Annotated in this window: 13 protein-coding genes; 10 read left to right on the top strand and 3 right to left on the bottom strand. The window is 56.7% G+C overall.

The window, feature by feature from the left end:
* Nucleotides 1–45: 45 nt before the first annotated feature.
* Nucleotides 46–762 (bottom strand): ribonuclease PH, encoded by a 717-nt coding sequence (rph, locus tag ACVCAM_RS18470; protein WP_006812424.1) that lies wholly within the window; start codon nt 760–762, stop codon nt 46–48.
* Between the two features lie 125 nt (nt 763–887).
* On the opposite strand from rph, the gene ACVCAM_RS18465 reads away from it, so the two are divergent.
* From ACVCAM_RS18465 to ACVCAM_RS18455, 3 genes are all read left to right on the top strand, one after another.
* The gene (locus ACVCAM_RS18465) at nt 888–1,751 is read left to right on the top strand and encodes a YicC/YloC family endoribonuclease (RefSeq protein ID WP_025910622.1); all 864 of its coding nucleotides are present in this window, start codon (nt 888–890) and stop codon (nt 1,749–1,751) included.
* Nucleotides 1,752–1,957: 206 nt separating this feature from the next.
* Entirely contained in the window at nt 1,958–2,575 is a 618-nt protein-coding gene (locus tag ACVCAM_RS18460; RefSeq protein WP_008502677.1) for a trimeric intracellular cation channel family protein, read from the top strand.
* Between the two features lie 113 nt (nt 2,576–2,688).
* Entirely contained in the window at nt 2,689–4,341 is a 1,653-nt protein-coding gene (locus ACVCAM_RS18455; protein WP_008502676.1) for a phosphoethanolamine transferase, read from the top strand.
* Here ACVCAM_RS18455 and ligB read toward each other — a convergent pair.
* The gene (ligB, locus tag ACVCAM_RS18450; RefSeq protein ID WP_025910625.1) at nt 4,338–6,008 is read right to left on the bottom strand and encodes an NAD-dependent DNA ligase LigB; all 1,671 of its coding nucleotides are present in this window, start codon (nt 6,006–6,008) and stop codon (nt 4,338–4,340) included. The two genes, ACVCAM_RS18455 and ligB, sit on opposite strands and share 4 nt — an antisense overlap.
* A gap of 251 nt (nt 6,009–6,259) precedes the next feature.
* Here ligB and gmk point away from each other — a divergent pair, with 251 nt between their 5' ends.
* Genes gmk through recG form a run of 5 tightly spaced genes read left to right on the top strand, consistent with a single transcriptional unit; the run spans nt 6,260 to nt 12,126 of the window.
* A complete protein-coding gene (gmk, locus tag ACVCAM_RS18445; protein WP_008502674.1) occupies nt 6,260–6,883 on the top strand; it encodes a guanylate kinase in 624 nt (207 codons plus the stop codon).
* A 54-nt stretch (nt 6,884–6,937) separates the two neighbouring features.
* The gene (rpoZ, locus tag ACVCAM_RS18440) at nt 6,938–7,213 is read left to right on the top strand and encodes a DNA-directed RNA polymerase subunit omega (protein WP_000135058.1); all 276 of its coding nucleotides are present in this window, start codon (nt 6,938–6,940) and stop codon (nt 7,211–7,213) included.
* A gap of 19 nt (nt 7,214–7,232) precedes the next feature.
* Nucleotides 7,233–9,347: a bifunctional GTP diphosphokinase/guanosine-3',5'-bis pyrophosphate 3'-pyrophosphohydrolase gene (gene spoT, locus ACVCAM_RS18435; RefSeq protein ID WP_008502673.1), complete on the top strand. Its 2,115-nt coding sequence runs from the start codon at nt 7,233–7,235 to the stop codon at nt 9,345–9,347.
* A gap of 4 nt (nt 9,348–9,351) precedes the next feature.
* Nucleotides 9,352–10,041, top strand: a complete 690-nt coding sequence (gene trmH, locus ACVCAM_RS18430; RefSeq protein ID WP_021242410.1) for a tRNA (guanosine(18)-2'-O)-methyltransferase TrmH — start codon at nt 9,352–9,354, stop codon at nt 10,039–10,041.
* 3 nt (nt 10,042–10,044) lie between these two features.
* Complete coding sequence (gene recG, locus ACVCAM_RS18425) at nt 10,045–12,126, top strand: ATP-dependent DNA helicase RecG (protein ID WP_181368073.1); 2,082 nt, start codon at nt 10,045–10,047, stop codon at nt 12,124–12,126.
* A gap of 2 nt (nt 12,127–12,128) precedes the next feature.
* Here the strand turns inward: recG and gltS are convergent, their stop codons facing one another.
* Nucleotides 12,129–13,331: a sodium/glutamate symporter gene (gene gltS, locus ACVCAM_RS18420; protein WP_023293746.1), complete on the bottom strand. Its 1,203-nt coding sequence runs from the start codon at nt 13,329–13,331 to the stop codon at nt 12,129–12,131.
* A 225-nt stretch (nt 13,332–13,556) separates the two neighbouring features.
* Here gltS and xanP point away from each other — a divergent pair, with 225 nt between their 5' ends.
* Together xanP and ACVCAM_RS18410 are read left to right on the top strand one after the other, a co-directional pair.
* A complete protein-coding gene (xanP, locus tag ACVCAM_RS18415) occupies nt 13,557–14,948 on the top strand; it encodes a xanthine/proton symporter XanP (protein ID WP_306699788.1) in 1,392 nt (463 codons plus the stop codon).
* Nucleotides 14,949–15,067: 119 nt separating this feature from the next.
* A complete protein-coding gene (locus ACVCAM_RS18410) occupies nt 15,068–16,762 on the top strand; it encodes an AsmA family protein (RefSeq protein WP_262158178.1) in 1,695 nt (564 codons plus the stop codon).
* The last annotated feature ends 88 nt before the right edge of the window (nt 16,763–16,850 follow it).

Below are 16,850 nucleotides of genomic sequence, written 5' to 3'. Positions count from 1 at the left end.
TGTCTTACAGGCAAAAAAAAGGCGACTCATTGGTCGCCTTTAAAATCAATTTTCTAACGCCGCTTTCTGCGTCGTGACAATGGATTCGATTCCCCCTCGGGCCAACGCCAGCAGGGAGAGAAGCTCTTCGTGGGTGAACGGCTCGCCTTCTGCCGTGCCCTGCACCTCAATGATGCGACCGTCTTCGGTCATCACCACGTTCATGTCTGTCTCTGCAGCGGAATCTTCAACGTATTCCAGATCGCAAAGCGCTTCACCGTTAACGATGCCTACGGAGACCGCCGCAACCATGCCTTTCATTGGATTGGTTTTCAGCTTACCGGCTGCAACCAGCTTGTTCAGAGCATCTGCCAGCGCTACACAGGCGCCGGTAATAGAGGCCGTACGCGTGCCACCATCGGCCTGAATCACGTCGCAGTCCAGGGTAATCGTGAATTCGCCGAGGGTTTTCAGATCAACGGCGGCGCGCAGCGCACGCGCGATCAGACGCTGAATTTCCATGGTACGACCGCCCTGCTTACCCTTTGCCGCTTCACGAGCGTTACGGGTATGGGTCGCGCGCGGCAGCATGCCGTACTCGGCGGTGATCCAGCCCTGGCCCTGACCTTTCAGGAAGCGCGGAACGCCTTCTTCGATGGATGCGGTACACAGCACTTTGGTGTCACCAAACTCAACCAGCACGGAGCCTTCAGCGTGTTTTGTATAGTTACGGGTCAGGGTGACGGGACGCACCTGATTGGCGCTACGACCTGATGGACGCATGATGGATTCTCCGGCTTGAAACGAATGTGGCTGCGCATTATACGGATAAAGGACGCTTATTCCTATCCTGAGAAGCCCCCGAAAGCTATAATCCCCCCATCTCTCCTTTAAAAACGGGAATGTCTATGATCCGCAGTATGACCGCCTACGCCCGGCGTGAAATCAAGGGTAGCTGGGGTAGCGCTACATGGGAAATGCGCTCGGTAAACCAGCGTTACCTGGAAACGTATTTCCGTATACCGGAGCAGTTCCGCAGCCTTGAGCCTGTTGTTCGCGAGCGTATCCGTACGCGTCTGACGCGCGGTAAAGTGGAATGTAACCTGCGCTTTGAGCCTGATGCCAGCGCACAGGGCGAGCTGATCCTCAACGAAAAACTGGCAAAACAGCTCGTGAATGCGGCGAACTGGGTCAAAATGCAGAGCGATGAAGGCGAAATCAACCCGGTTGATATTCTGCGCTGGCCTGGCGTCATGGCCGCCGGTGAGCAGGATCTGGACACGATTGCCGCTGAAATTCTGGCCGCCCTCGACGGCACGCTGGATGACTTTATCGTTGCCCGCGAAACCGAAGGTCAGGCGCTGAAAGCGATGATTGAGCAGCGCCTTGAAGGCGTGAGTGCGGAAGTGGCTAAGGTTCGCACCCATATGCCGGAAGTGCTGCAGTGGCAGCGCGAGCGCCTGGTCGCCAAACTGGAAGAGGCAGAAGTTCAGCTGGAAAACACCCGTCTGGAACAAGAGCTGGTGCTGATGGCGCAACGTATTGATGTCGCTGAAGAGCTGGACCGTCTGGAAGCGCACGTTAAAGAGACCTACAACATTCTGAAGAAAAAGGAAGCGGTAGGCCGCCGTCTGGACTTTATGATGCAGGAGTTCAACCGCGAGTCGAACACTCTTGCGTCTAAGTCGATCAATGCAGAAGTGACGAATTCAGCGATTGAGTTGAAAGTGCTGATTGAGCAAATGCGCGAGCAGATCCAGAATATTGAGTAATGCCTTATCGGGTGGTGTCGACGGCACCACCCATTATTATTTCTAATCCACTCCGGCACCTGATTTTGCGCGTCACCGCCTTTCATCAAGCTTATTCAACATCATTTGATAAAAATTTATAGGGCAAACGCAGTCGCCTTAGAAAAACTCAATCGTGATCTTGCGCACAAATCGCTAACCTCCCCCGCGTTCACACCGGAGGAAATATGCTGCTTCACATCCTTTATCTCATTGGCATCACCGCAGAAGCCATGACCGGCGCACTTGCTGCCGGACGTCGCCGTATGGACACCTTCGGCGTGATCATTATTGCTACAGCGACCGCGCTGGGCGGCGGCTCGGTACGCGATATTCTGCTGGGACATTATCCGCTTGGCTGGGTCAAACATCCTGAGTACGTCATTATCGTGGCGACAGCTGCCGTGTTAACCACCATAGTGGCGCCCGTCATGCCCCATCTTCGCCGCCTGTTTTTAGTCCTTGACGCTTTAGGTCTGGTGGTTTTCTCGATTATCGGAGCGCAAATCGCGCTCGATATGGGGGAAGGACCTGTTATCGCTACCATTGCCGCCGTGGTCACGGGCGTATTCGGCGGTGTGCTGCGCGATATGTTCTGCAAGCGCATTCCACTGGTTTTCCAGAAAGAGCTTTACGCCGGAATATCCTTTGCGTCTGCCGTTCTGTATATTGCTTTACAACATTATGTTTCGAGCCATGATGTTGTGGTCATTGCCACGTTATTATTTGGCTTTACGGCTCGCTTGCTGGCACTGCGCTTAAAGCTGGGATTGCCTGTTTTTCATTACACGCAGGACACCCATTGAATTCTCAACAAAACCACAACAAAGTAGTAAAAAGCACTTTTTGTTATCTCATATAACCGGGCCAAACGCGATAAACTGTCGCATCTTTGTCCCCATAAACTTGCGTTAAAACAATGTCCTTTGCCAAAACGTCAGCCCTGATTATTAATAAAAAACTCAGCAGCCATTTTTTAATTTTGCTGCTCGTTTCCGTGCTGATTCAGTTATGGCCAGTATTTTTAACGCAACCTGCACGATTCGCAGTGCGCATTGCGATTTGTAATGCGCTTTTACTGGTTTGCGCCGCAGCAATCTTTCGCTCGCTTCCCGGCAAGATCCTCGCATTTTTTTTAACCGCCCTGCTCACGTTAAATTTTGCGATTGCTTACAGTACCTGGAGCGTCTACCAGAGCGAATTTAACACGGTATTCGCGATGAGTATTCTCGGCACTCACGTAGCCGAAGCGAAAAGCATGTCAGGTTTATACCTGCACTGTTTACCAGCCGCGTTTGCTTACTTTATTGTCACCTGGTTCGCAATCAAAGCAGCTAGCGAGCATGTTTCTTCCCGCGTCAAAACTATCGGCTTCGTTCTGCTTGCCGTTTATTTTGGCTGGTATTCGACGGCAAATTGGCTAAAAAAACGCCACGACCTTGAAGTTTATTATCCGCTAAGCTCCCGGATTTTAACCAATACGCCATTTTACACCGGCGCAGAGTTCATTATTGCCCATCGCGATAACGCGCTGGCGGAGAAAATTAGCCAGCACAGCGTCAATTATCCTGCGTTGCAGTATCATGAAACGGGCATCGAAAACTATGTTGTTATCGTGGGTGAATCCGCACGTCGCAGCAATATGAAGCTCTACGGTTTTCACCAGGATACCACGCCAGTGGAATCCTTGCTGGCGAAGGACTCCCTCATTTTTAGCAATGCTATTGCCCCGGCGTCAGCCACCGTGCTTTCCGTGCCGATGATATTAAGTAAAGCCGATCCAGACCACTTCACCACCGATAAGCTTGCTGACAATATCGTTAGCGTCGCTAAAAAAACGGGCTATCACACCGAATGGATTAGCGCCCAGGGTAATACAGGCAAGAGCAATAACTATATTGTGGCGATTGCTTCTATTAGCCATAAAGCCCAGTGGATTGACACCCGTTATGACACCGAACTTTTACCTGCCCTGGATGAGGCGCTTAAAGCACCCGGCAGGAAGTTAATTTTCCTGCATATCAACGGCAGTCATGAGATGGCCTGCGATCGGTATCCGCCATCCGCAAATATTCTGCATACCGGCAACAAGTATGAAGATTGCTACAATAATGCGATTCTGTTTACCGACTACTTCATTGGCGAAGTAGCTAAACGTCTGCAGGGCAGCGCATCCTCTCTGCTCTATTTTTCAGACCATGGGCTGGAAAAAAACCCGCAGCTGAACTCCATCTATATGCATGGCTCACGCAACCCAAGCAAAGAGGCTTACCAGGTCCCCCAGTTTATCTGGTATAGCCAGCAAGCCCTGAATGCTCAAAAAAGATCGGTGGGGTGGGTGCATGAAGCGTGGCCCACAGCAAGCAATTATGAGTTGATGTTGACGTGGCTTGGAATCACAACGGGTGTTGATCAATGCAGCTCGGTGCTTGCGGCGTGCTATCAGGCTCCCACACTTATCCCGGTAATTGATGGCGGCCGCCACATCTATGACTACGATCAGCTCCGCGAAACCTTCAGTTCGCCAGACAGACATACCCCCTGGCGCAAAGCTAAAGCAAGCTCGCTCTAAAATCCAGGCAGGCCCTGCTTGCCTAACCAGGATGCCAGCCCGGCAACGCCAGGATCGTGGATGAAGGCAACAATTTGTCGCGCCTTCCTCTCTCCCGTTCCCGGCAGGCTTTGCCAGTTCTTTACGTTATGTCCACTCAGCGTCTGCCACGTTACGTTCCCCATCGCCTTCAGCGAAGCCTGTGTCAGCGGAACACCCAATGCCATGAGCCAGCGAATAAATGGCTTCTCGCGCACCAGATTAAATCGATGCCAGAGCGCCAGCCCGCGCGCGGAGGAAAAGCCAGGCGTAGCCTGCATTTGCGCCTGCGTTAATAACAGCCACGAAAAGAGGTGTTCAAAATGATGTGCCTGCCAGAGGGTGCGCCAGCCTGACTCGCCTAATCCTTCAATATCAAGCACCTGCTTTGAGCTGAGCCAGGTCAGTCGGGCAAAGAACTGTTCCATACATTCCGGAGAAGCATAGAAACAGCTCAGCGCATGATAACGCGAGGCTGGAGGCTCGGGTTTATGTCTGTCCGTCCCGCGCCAGACCACCTTATCAAACCGGGGAATACCCTGCCCGGCCAGGCTGACCTGTATCTGATCCCCTGAGGCAATATCCAGCCTCTGCCAGCGCTCCACCGAGCCCAGACTCACCCGCCGTACCTGTTTATCGTCCAGTTGCACAGGTTCCAGTGCGGCTACAACGGACATTTTGCCCGTTCGCCCCACGGAAAAATGAATATCACTCACCTCGGTCACCTGGGCTGCAGGCGCATATTTCCACGCAACCAGCCAGTTGCCTTCGCCCGGTAACCAGCCTTCCCCTGCGGGCGCATCCTCCGAACGCACCACAATGCCATCCGTGGCAAAGGGTAATCCGGTTACGTGCCAGGCGGCGCGCTGTTTCTCGACGGCATCAACAGATTCGGCGGGTAGCGTATACCGTGCCGACAGCGTAAAACCGGCCTGAGACAGTTCAGCTAAAGATGTCTGCATATCTTTCGGCCCATCCGGCCAGGCCCAGATGAACACGCCGATCTTGCTCAAAACTGAGTTATCCTTTTGCCGCATCATCGCCCCCGCCACCTTTGCGCGAGCGTTCATCCCGCCCATCTGCCGCTGAATGTGATTGTCGCTTAGCCAGAAAAGCTCGCCCTGTAAGACGCTGTTCGCGAGCTTGCCGGTGAGCTTTTGCGGAATAGTCGGGATCAAACGCACCTTCCCGGTCCAGTCTTCCCCTTTCAGGCCATCACCACGACTGATGGCCTGGGTTAACGTTCCGTCACGATAGACCAGCGTTACCGCCACACCGTCAACTTTGGGCTGCATCCACAGATGCTGCCGCGCACGCATCCACTGTCTCAACTCCTCTTTGCTGGCCACTTTATGTACGCCCGTATGGGCAACAGGATGTTTTACGCTTCCCACCAGCGCAGGGAGTTTCTCCTCTGAAGGCTCACTGCCAAAACAGTGCTGCCACTGCATTAAGCGCCCGTTAAGCTGGTCGTAAACTTCGTCGTTGACCTCGCTCACGCCCTGCTTCCAGTAAGCGTCATCCCAGCGTTTGATTTGCGCGCTTAACGACGCCATCTCTTTTTCAGCTTTTGCCTGCGACCAGACCGGGCACACCGCCGCGCCATAGCCACTCCACAAGAGCATTAACCCGCTTATCCATCGCCACATCGCTACCCCTCCTTTGTGTTGCAGGAGGTATATCCCGATGCCTGAAACAACGCTAACGGCAACGACTCACAATGCGAGACGCTATCCGGTATTTCTTTGGGTTGCTGAAAACCCCATATAAAACCTGTAAACGGCACGCAAAATTCAATAATCCAAGGGAAAAAGTGTGACAAAGGCTACGTCACACGGCAGTGACGTGTATAATAAGCCCGTATGTAGGACTTCTTCGTTAACACATACAAAAGACTCTCATGGCTCAAGGCACGCTGTATATTGTTTCTGCCCCTAGTGGCGCGGGTAAATCCAGCCTTATTCAGGCACTGTTAAAAACCCAACCGTTGTACGACACACAGGTTTCTGTTTCTCACACCACGCGTCAACCGCGTCCGGGTGAAGTGCACGGCGAACACTATTTCTTTGTGGATCACGACGAGTTCAGAGCGATGATCGGCAGAGACGCGTTTCTTGAACACGCGGAAGTATTCGGTAATTACTACGGTACCTCGCGTGAAACCATTGAGCAGGTTCTGGCCACGGGCGTGAATGTGTTCCTGGATATCGACTGGCAGGGTGCACAGCAAATTCGCAAGAAAATGCCTGACTCGCGCAGTATCTTTATTTTACCGCCATCGAAAGATGAGCTGGATCGCCGCCTGCGTGGGCGCGGTCAGGACAGCGAAGAAGTCATCGCAAAGCGTATGGAACAGGCTGTTGCAGAAATGAGCCATTACGCGGAATATGATTACCTTATTGTGAATGATGATTTTGATGCCGCACTGAGCGATCTCAAAACCATTCTTCGTGCAGAACGTCTGCGTATGAGCCGCCAGAAGCAGCGACATGACGCATTAATCACCAAACTGTTGGCAGACTGAACCCACTTTCAGTATCATGCCCAGTCATTTCTTCACCTGTGGAGCATTTTAAGTATGGCACGCGTAACTGTTCAGGACGCTGTAGAGAAAATTGGTAACCGTTTTGACCTGGTGCTGGTCGCCGCGCGTCGCGCTCGTCAGATGCAGGTAGGCGGTAAAGATCCGCTGGTACCGGAAGAAAACGATAAAACCACCGTTATTGCACTTCGCGAAATCGAAGAAGGTCTGATCAACAACCAGATCCTCGACGTGCGTGAGCGCCAGGAGCAGCAAGAGCAGGAAGCCGCAGAACTGCAGGCCGTAACCGCTATTGCTGAAGGTCGTCGTTAATTAAACCTGCGGGTCGCCCTTGTATCTGTTTGAAAGCCTGAATCAACTGATTCAAATCTACCTGCCTGAAGACCAGATTAAGCGTCTTCAGCAGGCGTATCTCGTTGCACGTGACGCTCACGAGGGCCAGACACGTTCAAGCGGTGAACCCTACATCACGCACCCGGTAGCGGTGGCCTGTATTCTGGCCGAGATGAAACTCGACTACGAAACGCTGATGGCCGCGCTGCTGCACGACGTGATTGAAGATACCCCTGCCACTTACCAGGACATGGAACAGCTGTTTGGCAAAAGCGTTGCCGAACTGGTGGAAGGGGTCTCTAAGCTTGATAAGCTGAATTTCCGCGACAAGAAAGAGGCGCAAGCCGAAAACTTCCGCAAGATGATTATGGCGATGGTGCAGGATATCCGCGTCATTCTCATCAAACTCGCTGACCGCACCCACAACATGCGCACGCTGGGCTCACTTCGCCCGGATAAACGTCGCCGCATTGCCCGTGAAACCCTCGAAATCTACAGTCCGCTGGCGCACCGTTTAGGTATTCACCACATTAAAACCGAGCTGGAAGAGCTGGGTTTTGAAGCGTTGTACCCGAACCGCTATCGCGTGATTAAAGAGGTGGTGAAAGCCGCACGCGGCAACCGTAAGGAGATGATTCAAAAGATCCTCTCTGAAATCGAAGGGCGCTTGCAGGAAGCGGGAATTCCGTGCCGCGTCAGCGGTCGCGAGAAACACCTGTACTCCATCTACTGCAAAATGGTGCTCAAAGAGCAGCGTTTTCACTCGATCATGGATATCTACGCCTTCCGCGTCATTGTCCACGACTCGGACACCTGTTATCGCGTGCTGGGGCAGATGCACAGCCTCTACAAGCCGCGTCCGGGGCGGATGAAAGATTACATCGCCATTCCAAAAGCGAACGGCTATCAATCTTTGCACACCTCGATGATCGGGCCGCACGGCGTGCCTGTTGAGGTGCAAATTCGCACCGAAGACATGGACCAGATGGCAGAGATGGGTGTTGCCGCGCACTGGGCCTATAAAGAGCACGGTGGCGAAAGCAGCACGACCGCACAAATCCGCGCCCAGCGCTGGATGCAGAGCCTGCTGGAACTTCAGCAGAGTGCGGGCAGCTCGTTTGAATTTATCGAGAGCGTGAAATCCGATCTCTTCCCGGATGAGATTTACGTTTTCACCCCCGAAGGTCGCATTGTCGAACTCCCTGCGGGTGCAACGCCGGTCGACTTCGCTTACGCCGTGCATACCGATATCGGCCATGCCTGCGTGGGCGCGCGCGTCGACAGACAACCTTACCCGCTGTCTCAGCCGCTCGCCAGCGGCCAGACGGTGGAAATTATTACCGCGCCGGGCGCACGTCCGAACGCGGCCTGGCTGAACTTTGTCGTGAGCTCCAAAGCGCGCGCTAAAATCCGCCAGCTGCTGAAAAACCTCAAGCGTGATGATTCCGTCAGCCTGGGGCGTCGTCTGCTCAACCACGCGTTGGGCGGCAGCCGCAAGCTGGCTGAGATCCCACCGGAGCATATCCAGCGCGAGCTCGACCGTATGAAGCTCACGTCTCTTGACGATCTGCTGGCGGAAATTGGTCTGGGCAACGCCATGAGCGTCGTGGTGGCGAAGAACCTGCAGCAGGGCGAAGCAATACCTTCTGCGCCAGGCGCATCCGGCCATGCTCATCTGCCAATCAAAGGCGCGGACGGGGTGCTGATCACCTTCGCAAAATGTTGCCGTCCAATTCCAGGCGACCCGATTATTGCGCACGTCAGCCCAGGTAAAGGGCTGGTTATCCACCACGAATCCTGTCGTAACATTCGCGGCTACCAGAAAGAAGCCGAGAAGTTTATGGCGGTCGAGTGGGATAAAGAGACGGCGCAGGAATTTATCACCGAGATTAAGGTGGATATGTTCAACCACCAGGGTGCCCTGGCGAACCTGACGGCAGCGATCAACACGGCCTCTTCCAATATTCAAAGCCTGAATACGGAAGAAAAAGATGGCCGCGTGTACAGCGCCTTTATTCGTCTGACCGCCCGCGACCGCGTGCATCTGGCGAATATCATGCGCAAGATCCGCGTCATGCCGGACGTGATTAAAGTCACCCGTAACCGAAACTAGTGGTATGAATTCACAACGTTACGCGCGGATATGCGAAATGCTCGCCAGGCGTCAGCCTGACCTGACGGTCTGCATGGAGCAGGTCCATAAACCGCATAACGTCTCTGCTATCGTCCGTACCGCCGATGCCGTCGGTGTGCATGAAGTGCACGCCGTCTGGCCGGGTCACCGGATGCGCACCATGGTCTCGGCGGCGGCAGGCAGTAACAGCTGGGTTTCCGTCAAATCTCACCAGACAATTGGCGATGCCGTTTCGCACCTGAAAGGGCGCGGGATGCAAATCCTTGCCACTAACCTGTCCGCTAAAGCCGTGGATTTTCGCGAGATCGACTACACTCGCCCGACCTGCATTTTGATGGGTCAGGAGAAAACCGGGATCTCACAGGAAGCGCTGGATCTGGCGGATCGGGACATCATCATTCCAATGATCGGCATGGTCCAGTCTCTCAATGTCTCCGTGGCGTCCGCGCTCATTCTGTATGAAGCGCAGCGCCAGCGTCAGAACGCCGGCATGTACGAGCGTAGCAACAGCATGCTGCCGGAAGATGAACAGCAGCGCCTGCTGTTTGAAGGTGGTTATCCGGTGCTGGCTCGCGTTGCGAAGCAGAAAAAATTGCCTTACCCCCACGTCAACGCGCAGGGCGAAATTGAAGCCGATGCCGAGTGGTGGGCCACCATGCAGTACGCCGGGTAAGCGATGAAAGGCCGCCTGCTGGATGCTATCCCGCTCAACAGCCTGACGGGCGTGGGCGCGGCGCAAAGCAGTAAGTTGGCCAAAATTGGCCTGCACACCGTGCAGGATCTCCTGCTTCACCTCCCCCTGCGTTATGAAGACCGCACCCAGCTTTATAAGATTGGCGATCTCCTTCCCGGCATTTACGCCACCGTTGAAGGCGAAGTCCTGAACTGCAACATCACCTTCGGCGGACGCCGGATGATGACCTGCCAGATCAGCGACGGCACCGGCATTCTCACCATGCGTTTCTTCAACTTCAGCGCGGCGATGAAAAACAGCCTGGCGACAGGCCGCAGGGTGCTGGCCTATGGCGAAGCCAAACGCGGGAAGTACGGCGCAGAGATGATCCACCCCGAGTACCGCGTGCAGGGCGATCTCAGCACGCCGGAACTGCAGGAGACACTTACCCCGGTTTACCCGACGACCGAAGGTATCAAGCAGGCGACGCTGCGTAAGCTTACCGATCAGGCGCTGGAGCTGCTGGACACCTGCGCGATTACCGAGCTGCTGCCACCCGAGCTGGCGCAGGGCATGATGAGCCTTCCCGAAGCGCTGCGAACCCTGCACCGTCCGCCACCCACGCTGCAGCTCAGCGACTTAGAAAGCGGGAAACACCCCGCCCAACGGCGTCTTATCCTTGAGGAATTGCTGGCGCATAACCTGAGCATGCTGGCGCTTCGTGCGGGCGCGCAGCGTTTCCACGCTCAGCCGTTAAGCCAGAATGATGCGCTCAAAGATAAGCTGCTGGCCTCTCTGCCGTTTAAACCCACCGGTGCGCAGGCGCGCGTCACCGCCGAGATTGAACGCGATATGGCGCTCGACGTGCCGATGATGCGCCTGGTACAGGGCGATGTAGGCTCCGGTAAAACGCTGGTTGCCGCCCTTGCAGCCCTGCGCGCCATTGCCCACGGTAAACAGGTCGCGTTAATGGCGCCGACCGAGCTGCTGGCGGAACAACACGCCAACAATTTCCGCGCCTGGTTCGCGCCGCTGGGGATTGAAGTGGGCTGGCTGGCAGGAAAACAAAAGGGCAAAGCGCGCCTTGCGCAGCAGGAAGCCATCGCCAGCGGGCAGGTGCAGATGATTGTCGGCACGCACGCTATCTTCCAGGAGCAGGTGCAGTTCAACGGCCTTGCGCTGGTGATTATCGATGAACAGCACCGCTTCGGCGTGCATCAGCGTCTGGCGCTGTGGGAAAAGGGACTGCAGCAGGGCTTCCACCCGCATCAGCTGATCATGACCGCCACGCCGATCCCGCGCACGCTCGCGATGACGGCTTACGCCGATCTGGATACCTCCACCATCGACGAACTCCCCCCGGGCCGTACGCCGGTCACGACGGTTGCCATTCCTGACACGCGTCGCAGCGATATCATCGACCGCGTGCGCAACGCCTGCACCCACGAAGGGCGTCAGGCCTACTGGGTTTGTACCCTGATTGAAGAGTCGGAACTGCTGGAAGCGCAGGCTGCCGAAGCCACGTGGGAAGAGTTAAAGCTCGCCCTGCCGGAGCTGAACGTGGGTCTGGTTCACGGACGCATGAAGCCCGCTGAAAAGCAGGCGGTGATGCAGTCGTTCAAACAGGGCGAGCTGCATTTGCTGGTCGCGACCACGGTCATCGAAGTGGGCGTGGATGTGCCGAACTCCAGCCTGATGATTATCGAAAACCCGGAGCGCCTGGGCCTTGCCCAGCTCCACCAGCTTCGCGGGCGCGTCGGCCGTGGCGCGGTAGCGTCCCACTGCGTCCTGCTCTACAAAGCGCCGCTCTCGAAAACCGCCCAGATGCGTTTGCAGGTGCTGCGCGACAGCAACGACGGTTTTGTGATTGCGCAAAAAGACCTGGAGATCCGCGGACCCGGTGAACTGCTGGGCACGCGTCAGACGGGGAATGCAGAATTCAAAGTCGCGGATTTGCTGCGCGATCAGGCCATGATCCCCGAGGTTCAGCGCCTCGCCCGCCACATTCATGAACGCTACCCCGAACAGGCGGCAGCGTTAATTGAGCGCTGGATGCCGGAAACCGAACGCTATTCCAACGCCTGATTTCAGGCGAACATCGGCAGCATCAGGTACAGCTTAATCACCAGCGCGTTGACGATATCAATAAAGAACGCCCCGACCATCGGCACCACCAGAAACGCCATGTGCGATGGCCCGAAGCGTTCGGTGATCGCCTGCATGTTGGCGATAGCCGTTGGGGTTGCCCCCAGACCAAACCCGCAGTGACCCGCCGCCAGCACCGCCGCATCGTAGTTTTTGCCCATCATGCGCCAGGTCACAAACATGGCGTACAGCGCCATAAACAGGGCCTGCACCGCCAGAATCGCCACCATTGGCAGCGCCAGCGAGGCCAGCTCCCACAGCTTGAGGCTCATCAGCGCCATCGCCAGGAACAGCGACAGGCAGACGTTGCCGAGCACCGACACCGCCCGTTCAAACACGCGGTAGAAGCCCATCAGCGCCAGGCCGTTGCTCAGAATCACCCCGATAAACAGCACGCAGACAAACGTCGGCAGCTCAAACGCGGAGCCCGCCAGCCATTGCGCAACCACTTTGCCCACGGTGAGGCAGATGGCGATCATCGCGATGGTTTCAATCAGCACCAGCGAGGTAATACTGCGCCCAACGTCAGGCTTTTCAAAGGCGGTCGGTACCAGCTCGTCGTCCGGCCTGCCGTTCGGCGTGGTGGAATGCTTCACCAGATAACGCGCCACCGGGCCGCCAATCAGGCCACCCAGCACCAGGCCAAAGGTGGCACAGGCCATCGCCACTTCCGTTGCATTTTCAAAACCGTAGCGCTCGACGAACAATTTACTCCACGCCGCCCCGGTACCGTGACCGCCTGACAGCGTAATCGACCCCGCCAGCAGCCCCATCAGCGGGTCCAGCCCCAGCAAGGTTGCCATGCCGATGCCAATCGCGTTTTGCATCAGCAGCAGCCCCACCACCACAATCAAAAATACGCCGAGCACCTTACCGCCCGCCCGCAGGCTTGCCAGGTTGGCGTTCAGGCCGATGGTGGCAAAGAAGGCCAGCATCAGCGGGTCTTTCAGGGACATGTCAAAATCGATTTCCCAGCCCATGCTTTTTTTGAGCACCAGCAGGGCCAGCGCCACCAACAGGCCGCCAGCGACAGGTTCAGGAATGGTGTATTTTTTCAGAAGGGAAACGCTATGTACCAGCTTACGGCCAAGCAGTAACACCAGCGTTGCGGCAACAAGGGTCGACAACGTATCGAGATGAATCATAGAAGGCTCCTTTTTTGCGCGTGTTCCATACACACGCGGCGTTATCCTGGGCCGGTTTGCGCTCTTCATGAGCTTCCGGCGCAAAAAGTGTAATTTTTTTTCCTCATCGGATGTAGAAAACCTGCTCACAGCGGCAGATTTTCTTGTCTTTTTTTGCTGGCAATCGTTTGCTTTTACCAGGTGGTCAGATAAAATGCCCGCTTTTCCACCGTGGGATTGCCGCCGATGTCCGTTAACACCATAGAGTCGCCTGATGCGCAACCGATTGCGCAGAAGCAAAATAGCGAACTGATTTACCGCCTTGAAGACCGCCCGCCGCTGCCGCAGACGCTTTTCGCCGCCTGCCAGCATCTTCTGGCGATGTTTGTTGCGGTGATCACCCCGGCGCTGCTGATCTGTCAGGCGCTCGGTTTACCGGCGCAGGACACGCAGCACATTATCAGCATGTCTCTCTTCGCCTCCGGCGTGGCCTCGATTATCCAGATTAAAGCGTGGGGTCCGGTGGGATCGGGTCTACTGTCGATTCAGGGCACCAGCTTTAACTTTGTGGCGCCGCTGATCATGGGCGGTACGGCCCTGAAAACCGGCGGCGTGGATGTCCCGACCATGATGGCGGCGCTGTTCGGCACGCTGATGCTGGCCAGCTGCACGGAGATGGTGATCTCCCGCGTTCTGCATCTGGCTCGCCGCGTTATCACCCCGCTGGTTTCCGGCGTCGTCGTGATGATTATCGGCCTGTCGCTGATTCAGGTGGGCCTCACCTCCATCGGCGGCGGCTATGCCGCCATGAGCGACCACACCTTCGGCGCGCCGAAAAACCTGCTGCTGGCAGGCGTCGTGCTGGCCATCATTATTCTGCTTAACCGTCAGCGTAACCCTTACCTGCGCGTCGCCTCGCTGGTGATCGCCATGGCGGCAGGCTACCTGCTGGCGTGGGCGCTGGGCATGCTGCCGGAGAACACCGCGCCAGCCAACAGCGCGCTGATCGCTGTCCCTACGCCGCTGTATTACGGTCTGGGCATTGACTGGGGCCTGCTCCTGCCGCTGATGCTGGTCTTTATGATCACCTCTCTGGAGACCATCGGCGACATCACCGCCACCTCCGACGTCTCCGAGCAGCCCGTTTCCGGCCCGCTGTACATGAAGCGCCTGAAAGGCGGCGTGCTGGCGAACGGTCTGAATTCGTTTGTCTCTGCGGTCTTCAATACTTTCCCGAACTCCTGCTTCGGTCAGAACAACGGCGTGATCCAGCTGACCGGCGTGGCCAGCCGCTATGTCGGCTTCGTGGTGGCGCTGATGCTGATCGTCCTCGGCCTGTTCCCGGCGGTGAGCGGCTTTGTGCAGCACATCCCTGAGCCGGTGCTGGGCGGCGCAACGCTGGTGATGTTCGGGACGATCGCGGCCTCCGGCGTGCGTATCGTCTCCCGCGAGCCGCTGAACCGCCGCGCAATCATGATTATTGCGCTGTCGCTGGCCGTCGGTCTGGGCGTTTCTCAGCAGCCGCTGATCCTGCAGTTTGCCCCGGACTGGGTGAAAAACCTGCTCTCTTCCGGCATTGCCGCGGGCGGTATCACCGCTATCGTGCTGAACCTCGTTTTCCCGCCTGAAAAGAACTGATCCCCTTCACGGCAGGCAGTCAATGTCTGCCGTGACATCTATTTACACCATTCCCGCCTTGAGGATTGCGCATAAATCGTGCATAACTCCCTTATGTGCGTTTTGCGGGATGGAAGACCATGAAATTTATTGGAAAGCTACTCGTCTATCTTCTGGTAGCCCTGCTCATTGTGATACTGGCGCTCTATATTCTGCTCCAGACCCGCTGGGGCGCGACTCAGGTCAGCAGCTGGGTAACGGTGAATACCGACTACGAGCTCAGTTTCGACAAGATGAATCACCGCTTTTCGTCACCATCCCACATCATTCTGGAAAACGTCACCTTCGGCCGGGACGGTAAACCCGCCACGCTGGTGGCCAAAAAAGTGGATATCGGCCTCAGCAGCCGCCAGATAACCGATCCGCTGCACATGGACACCATCACCCTGTTCGACGGCACGCTGAATCTCTCCCCGCAGACCGCGCCGCTGCCCTTCCAGGCGGATCGCCTGCAGCTGAACAATATGGCCTTTAACAGCCCGAATACCGAATGGGATCTGAGCGCGCAGAAGGTGACGGGCGGCGTCAGCCCGTGGCAGCCGGAAGCGGGCAACGTGCTGGGTAATCACGCGCAGATCCAGATGAGCGCAGGCTCGCTGACCCTCAACGGCGTACCGGCCACCAACGTGCTGATCGAGGGCCAGCTTAACGGCAAGGAAGTGGTGCTGAATACGATTGGCGCCGATATGGCCCGGGGCTCGCTCACCGGCTCGGCCCTGCGCAACGCCGACGGGAGCTGGATTATCGACACCATGCGCCTGAACGAGATCCGCCTGCAGAGCGATAAAACGCTGACGGCGTTCTTCGCACCGCTGGCCACTATCCCCTCTCTGCAGATTGGTCGTCTGGACGTGACCGACGCCCGGCTTCAGGGCCCGGACTGGGCGGTGACCGACCTCGATTTAAGCCTGCGCAACCTGACGCTGAGCAAAGGTGACTGGCAGAGCCAGGAAGGCCGCCTGTCGATGAACGCCAGCGAGTTTATCTACGGCTCGCTGCATCTTTTTGATCCGATCCTGAATGCGGAGTTTTCCCCGCAGGGCATGGCGCTGCGCCAGTTCACCTCCCGCTGGGAAGGCGGTATGGTGCGCACGTCCGGTAACTGGCTGCGCGACGGTAAAGCGCTGGTGCTGGACGATGTCGCCATTGCCGGGCTGGAGTATACCCTGCCGCAGAACTGGAAAACGCTGTGGATGGCGCCTCTGCCGGAATGGCTGAACAGCGTCACGCTGCAAAAATTTGGCCTGAGCCGCAACCTGGTGATCGACATCGATCCCGCCTTCCCGTGGCAGATCACCTCTCTGGACGGCTATGGCGCAAACCTGCAGCTGGTGAAAGATCGCCAGTGGGGCGTCTGGGGCGGAAGCGCAACCCTGAACGGCGCGGCGGCGACCTTTAACCGCGTGGACGTGCGCCGTCCGTCGCTGGCGCTGAATGCTAACGCCGCGACGGTGAACATTACCGACCTGAGCGCGTTTACCGAGAAAGGTATTCTGGAAGCCACGGCGACCGTTTCCCAGCTGCCGCAGCGGCAGACCGCGGTGAGCCTCAACGGGCGCGGCGTGCCGCTCAGCGTGCTGCAGCAGTGGGGCTGGCCTGCGCTGCCGATTGCAGGTGACGGCAATATTCAGCTCACCGCCAGCGGCAGCGTGCAGGCCAGTGCGCCGCTGAAGCCAACGGTGAATGGGAAGCTGAGCGCGGTGAATATGGATAAGCAGCAGGTAGAGCAGACGATGACGGGCGGCGTGGTGTCGGCGATGGCGCCGGCACAGTAAAAAGCCGGGTTGCGGCTTCGCCTTACCCGGCCTACGAGGTTTTGGTTCCCTCTCCCTGTGGGTGAAGGCATCAGACCGCATAATTACC

The organism is Enterobacter sp. CFEC122 (genome assembly GCF_052983755.1).
This window is presented reverse-complemented; position numbering and strand designations above follow the sequence as displayed.

What these genes read in the sequence shown, in the direction of transcription:
- gltS (WP_023293746.1), bottom strand. Translation starts at nt 13,331, where the DNA reads ATGATTCATCTCGATACGTTGTCGACCCTTGTTGCCGCAACGCTGGTG.
- ACVCAM_RS18465 (WP_025910622.1), top strand. Translation starts at nt 888, where the DNA reads ATGATCCGCAGTATGACCGCCTACGCCCGGCGTGAAATCAAGGGTAGC.
- ACVCAM_RS18460 (WP_008502677.1), top strand. Translation starts at nt 1,958, where the DNA reads ATGCTGCTTCACATCCTTTATCTCATTGGCATCACCGCAGAAGCCATG.
- recG (WP_181368073.1), top strand. Translation starts at nt 10,045, where the DNA reads ATGAAAGGCCGCCTGCTGGATGCTATCCCGCTCAACAGCCTGACGGGC.
- ligB (WP_025910625.1), bottom strand. Translation starts at nt 6,008, where the DNA reads ATGTGGCGATGGATAAGCGGGTTAATGCTCTTGTGGAGTGGCTATGGC.
- ACVCAM_RS18410 (WP_262158178.1), top strand. Translation starts at nt 15,068, where the DNA reads ATGAAATTTATTGGAAAGCTACTCGTCTATCTTCTGGTAGCCCTGCTC.
- ACVCAM_RS18455 (WP_008502676.1), top strand. Translation starts at nt 2,689, where the DNA reads ATGTCCTTTGCCAAAACGTCAGCCCTGATTATTAATAAAAAACTCAGC.
- rpoZ (WP_000135058.1), top strand. Translation starts at nt 6,938, where the DNA reads ATGGCACGCGTAACTGTTCAGGACGCTGTAGAGAAAATTGGTAACCGT.
- gmk (WP_008502674.1), top strand. Translation starts at nt 6,260, where the DNA reads ATGGCTCAAGGCACGCTGTATATTGTTTCTGCCCCTAGTGGCGCGGGT.
- xanP (WP_306699788.1), top strand. Translation starts at nt 13,557, where the DNA reads ATGTCCGTTAACACCATAGAGTCGCCTGATGCGCAACCGATTGCGCAG.
- rph (WP_006812424.1), bottom strand. Translation starts at nt 762, where the DNA reads ATGCGTCCATCAGGTCGTAGCGCCAATCAGGTGCGTCCCGTCACCCTG.
- trmH (WP_021242410.1), top strand. Translation starts at nt 9,352, where the DNA reads ATGAATTCACAACGTTACGCGCGGATATGCGAAATGCTCGCCAGGCGT.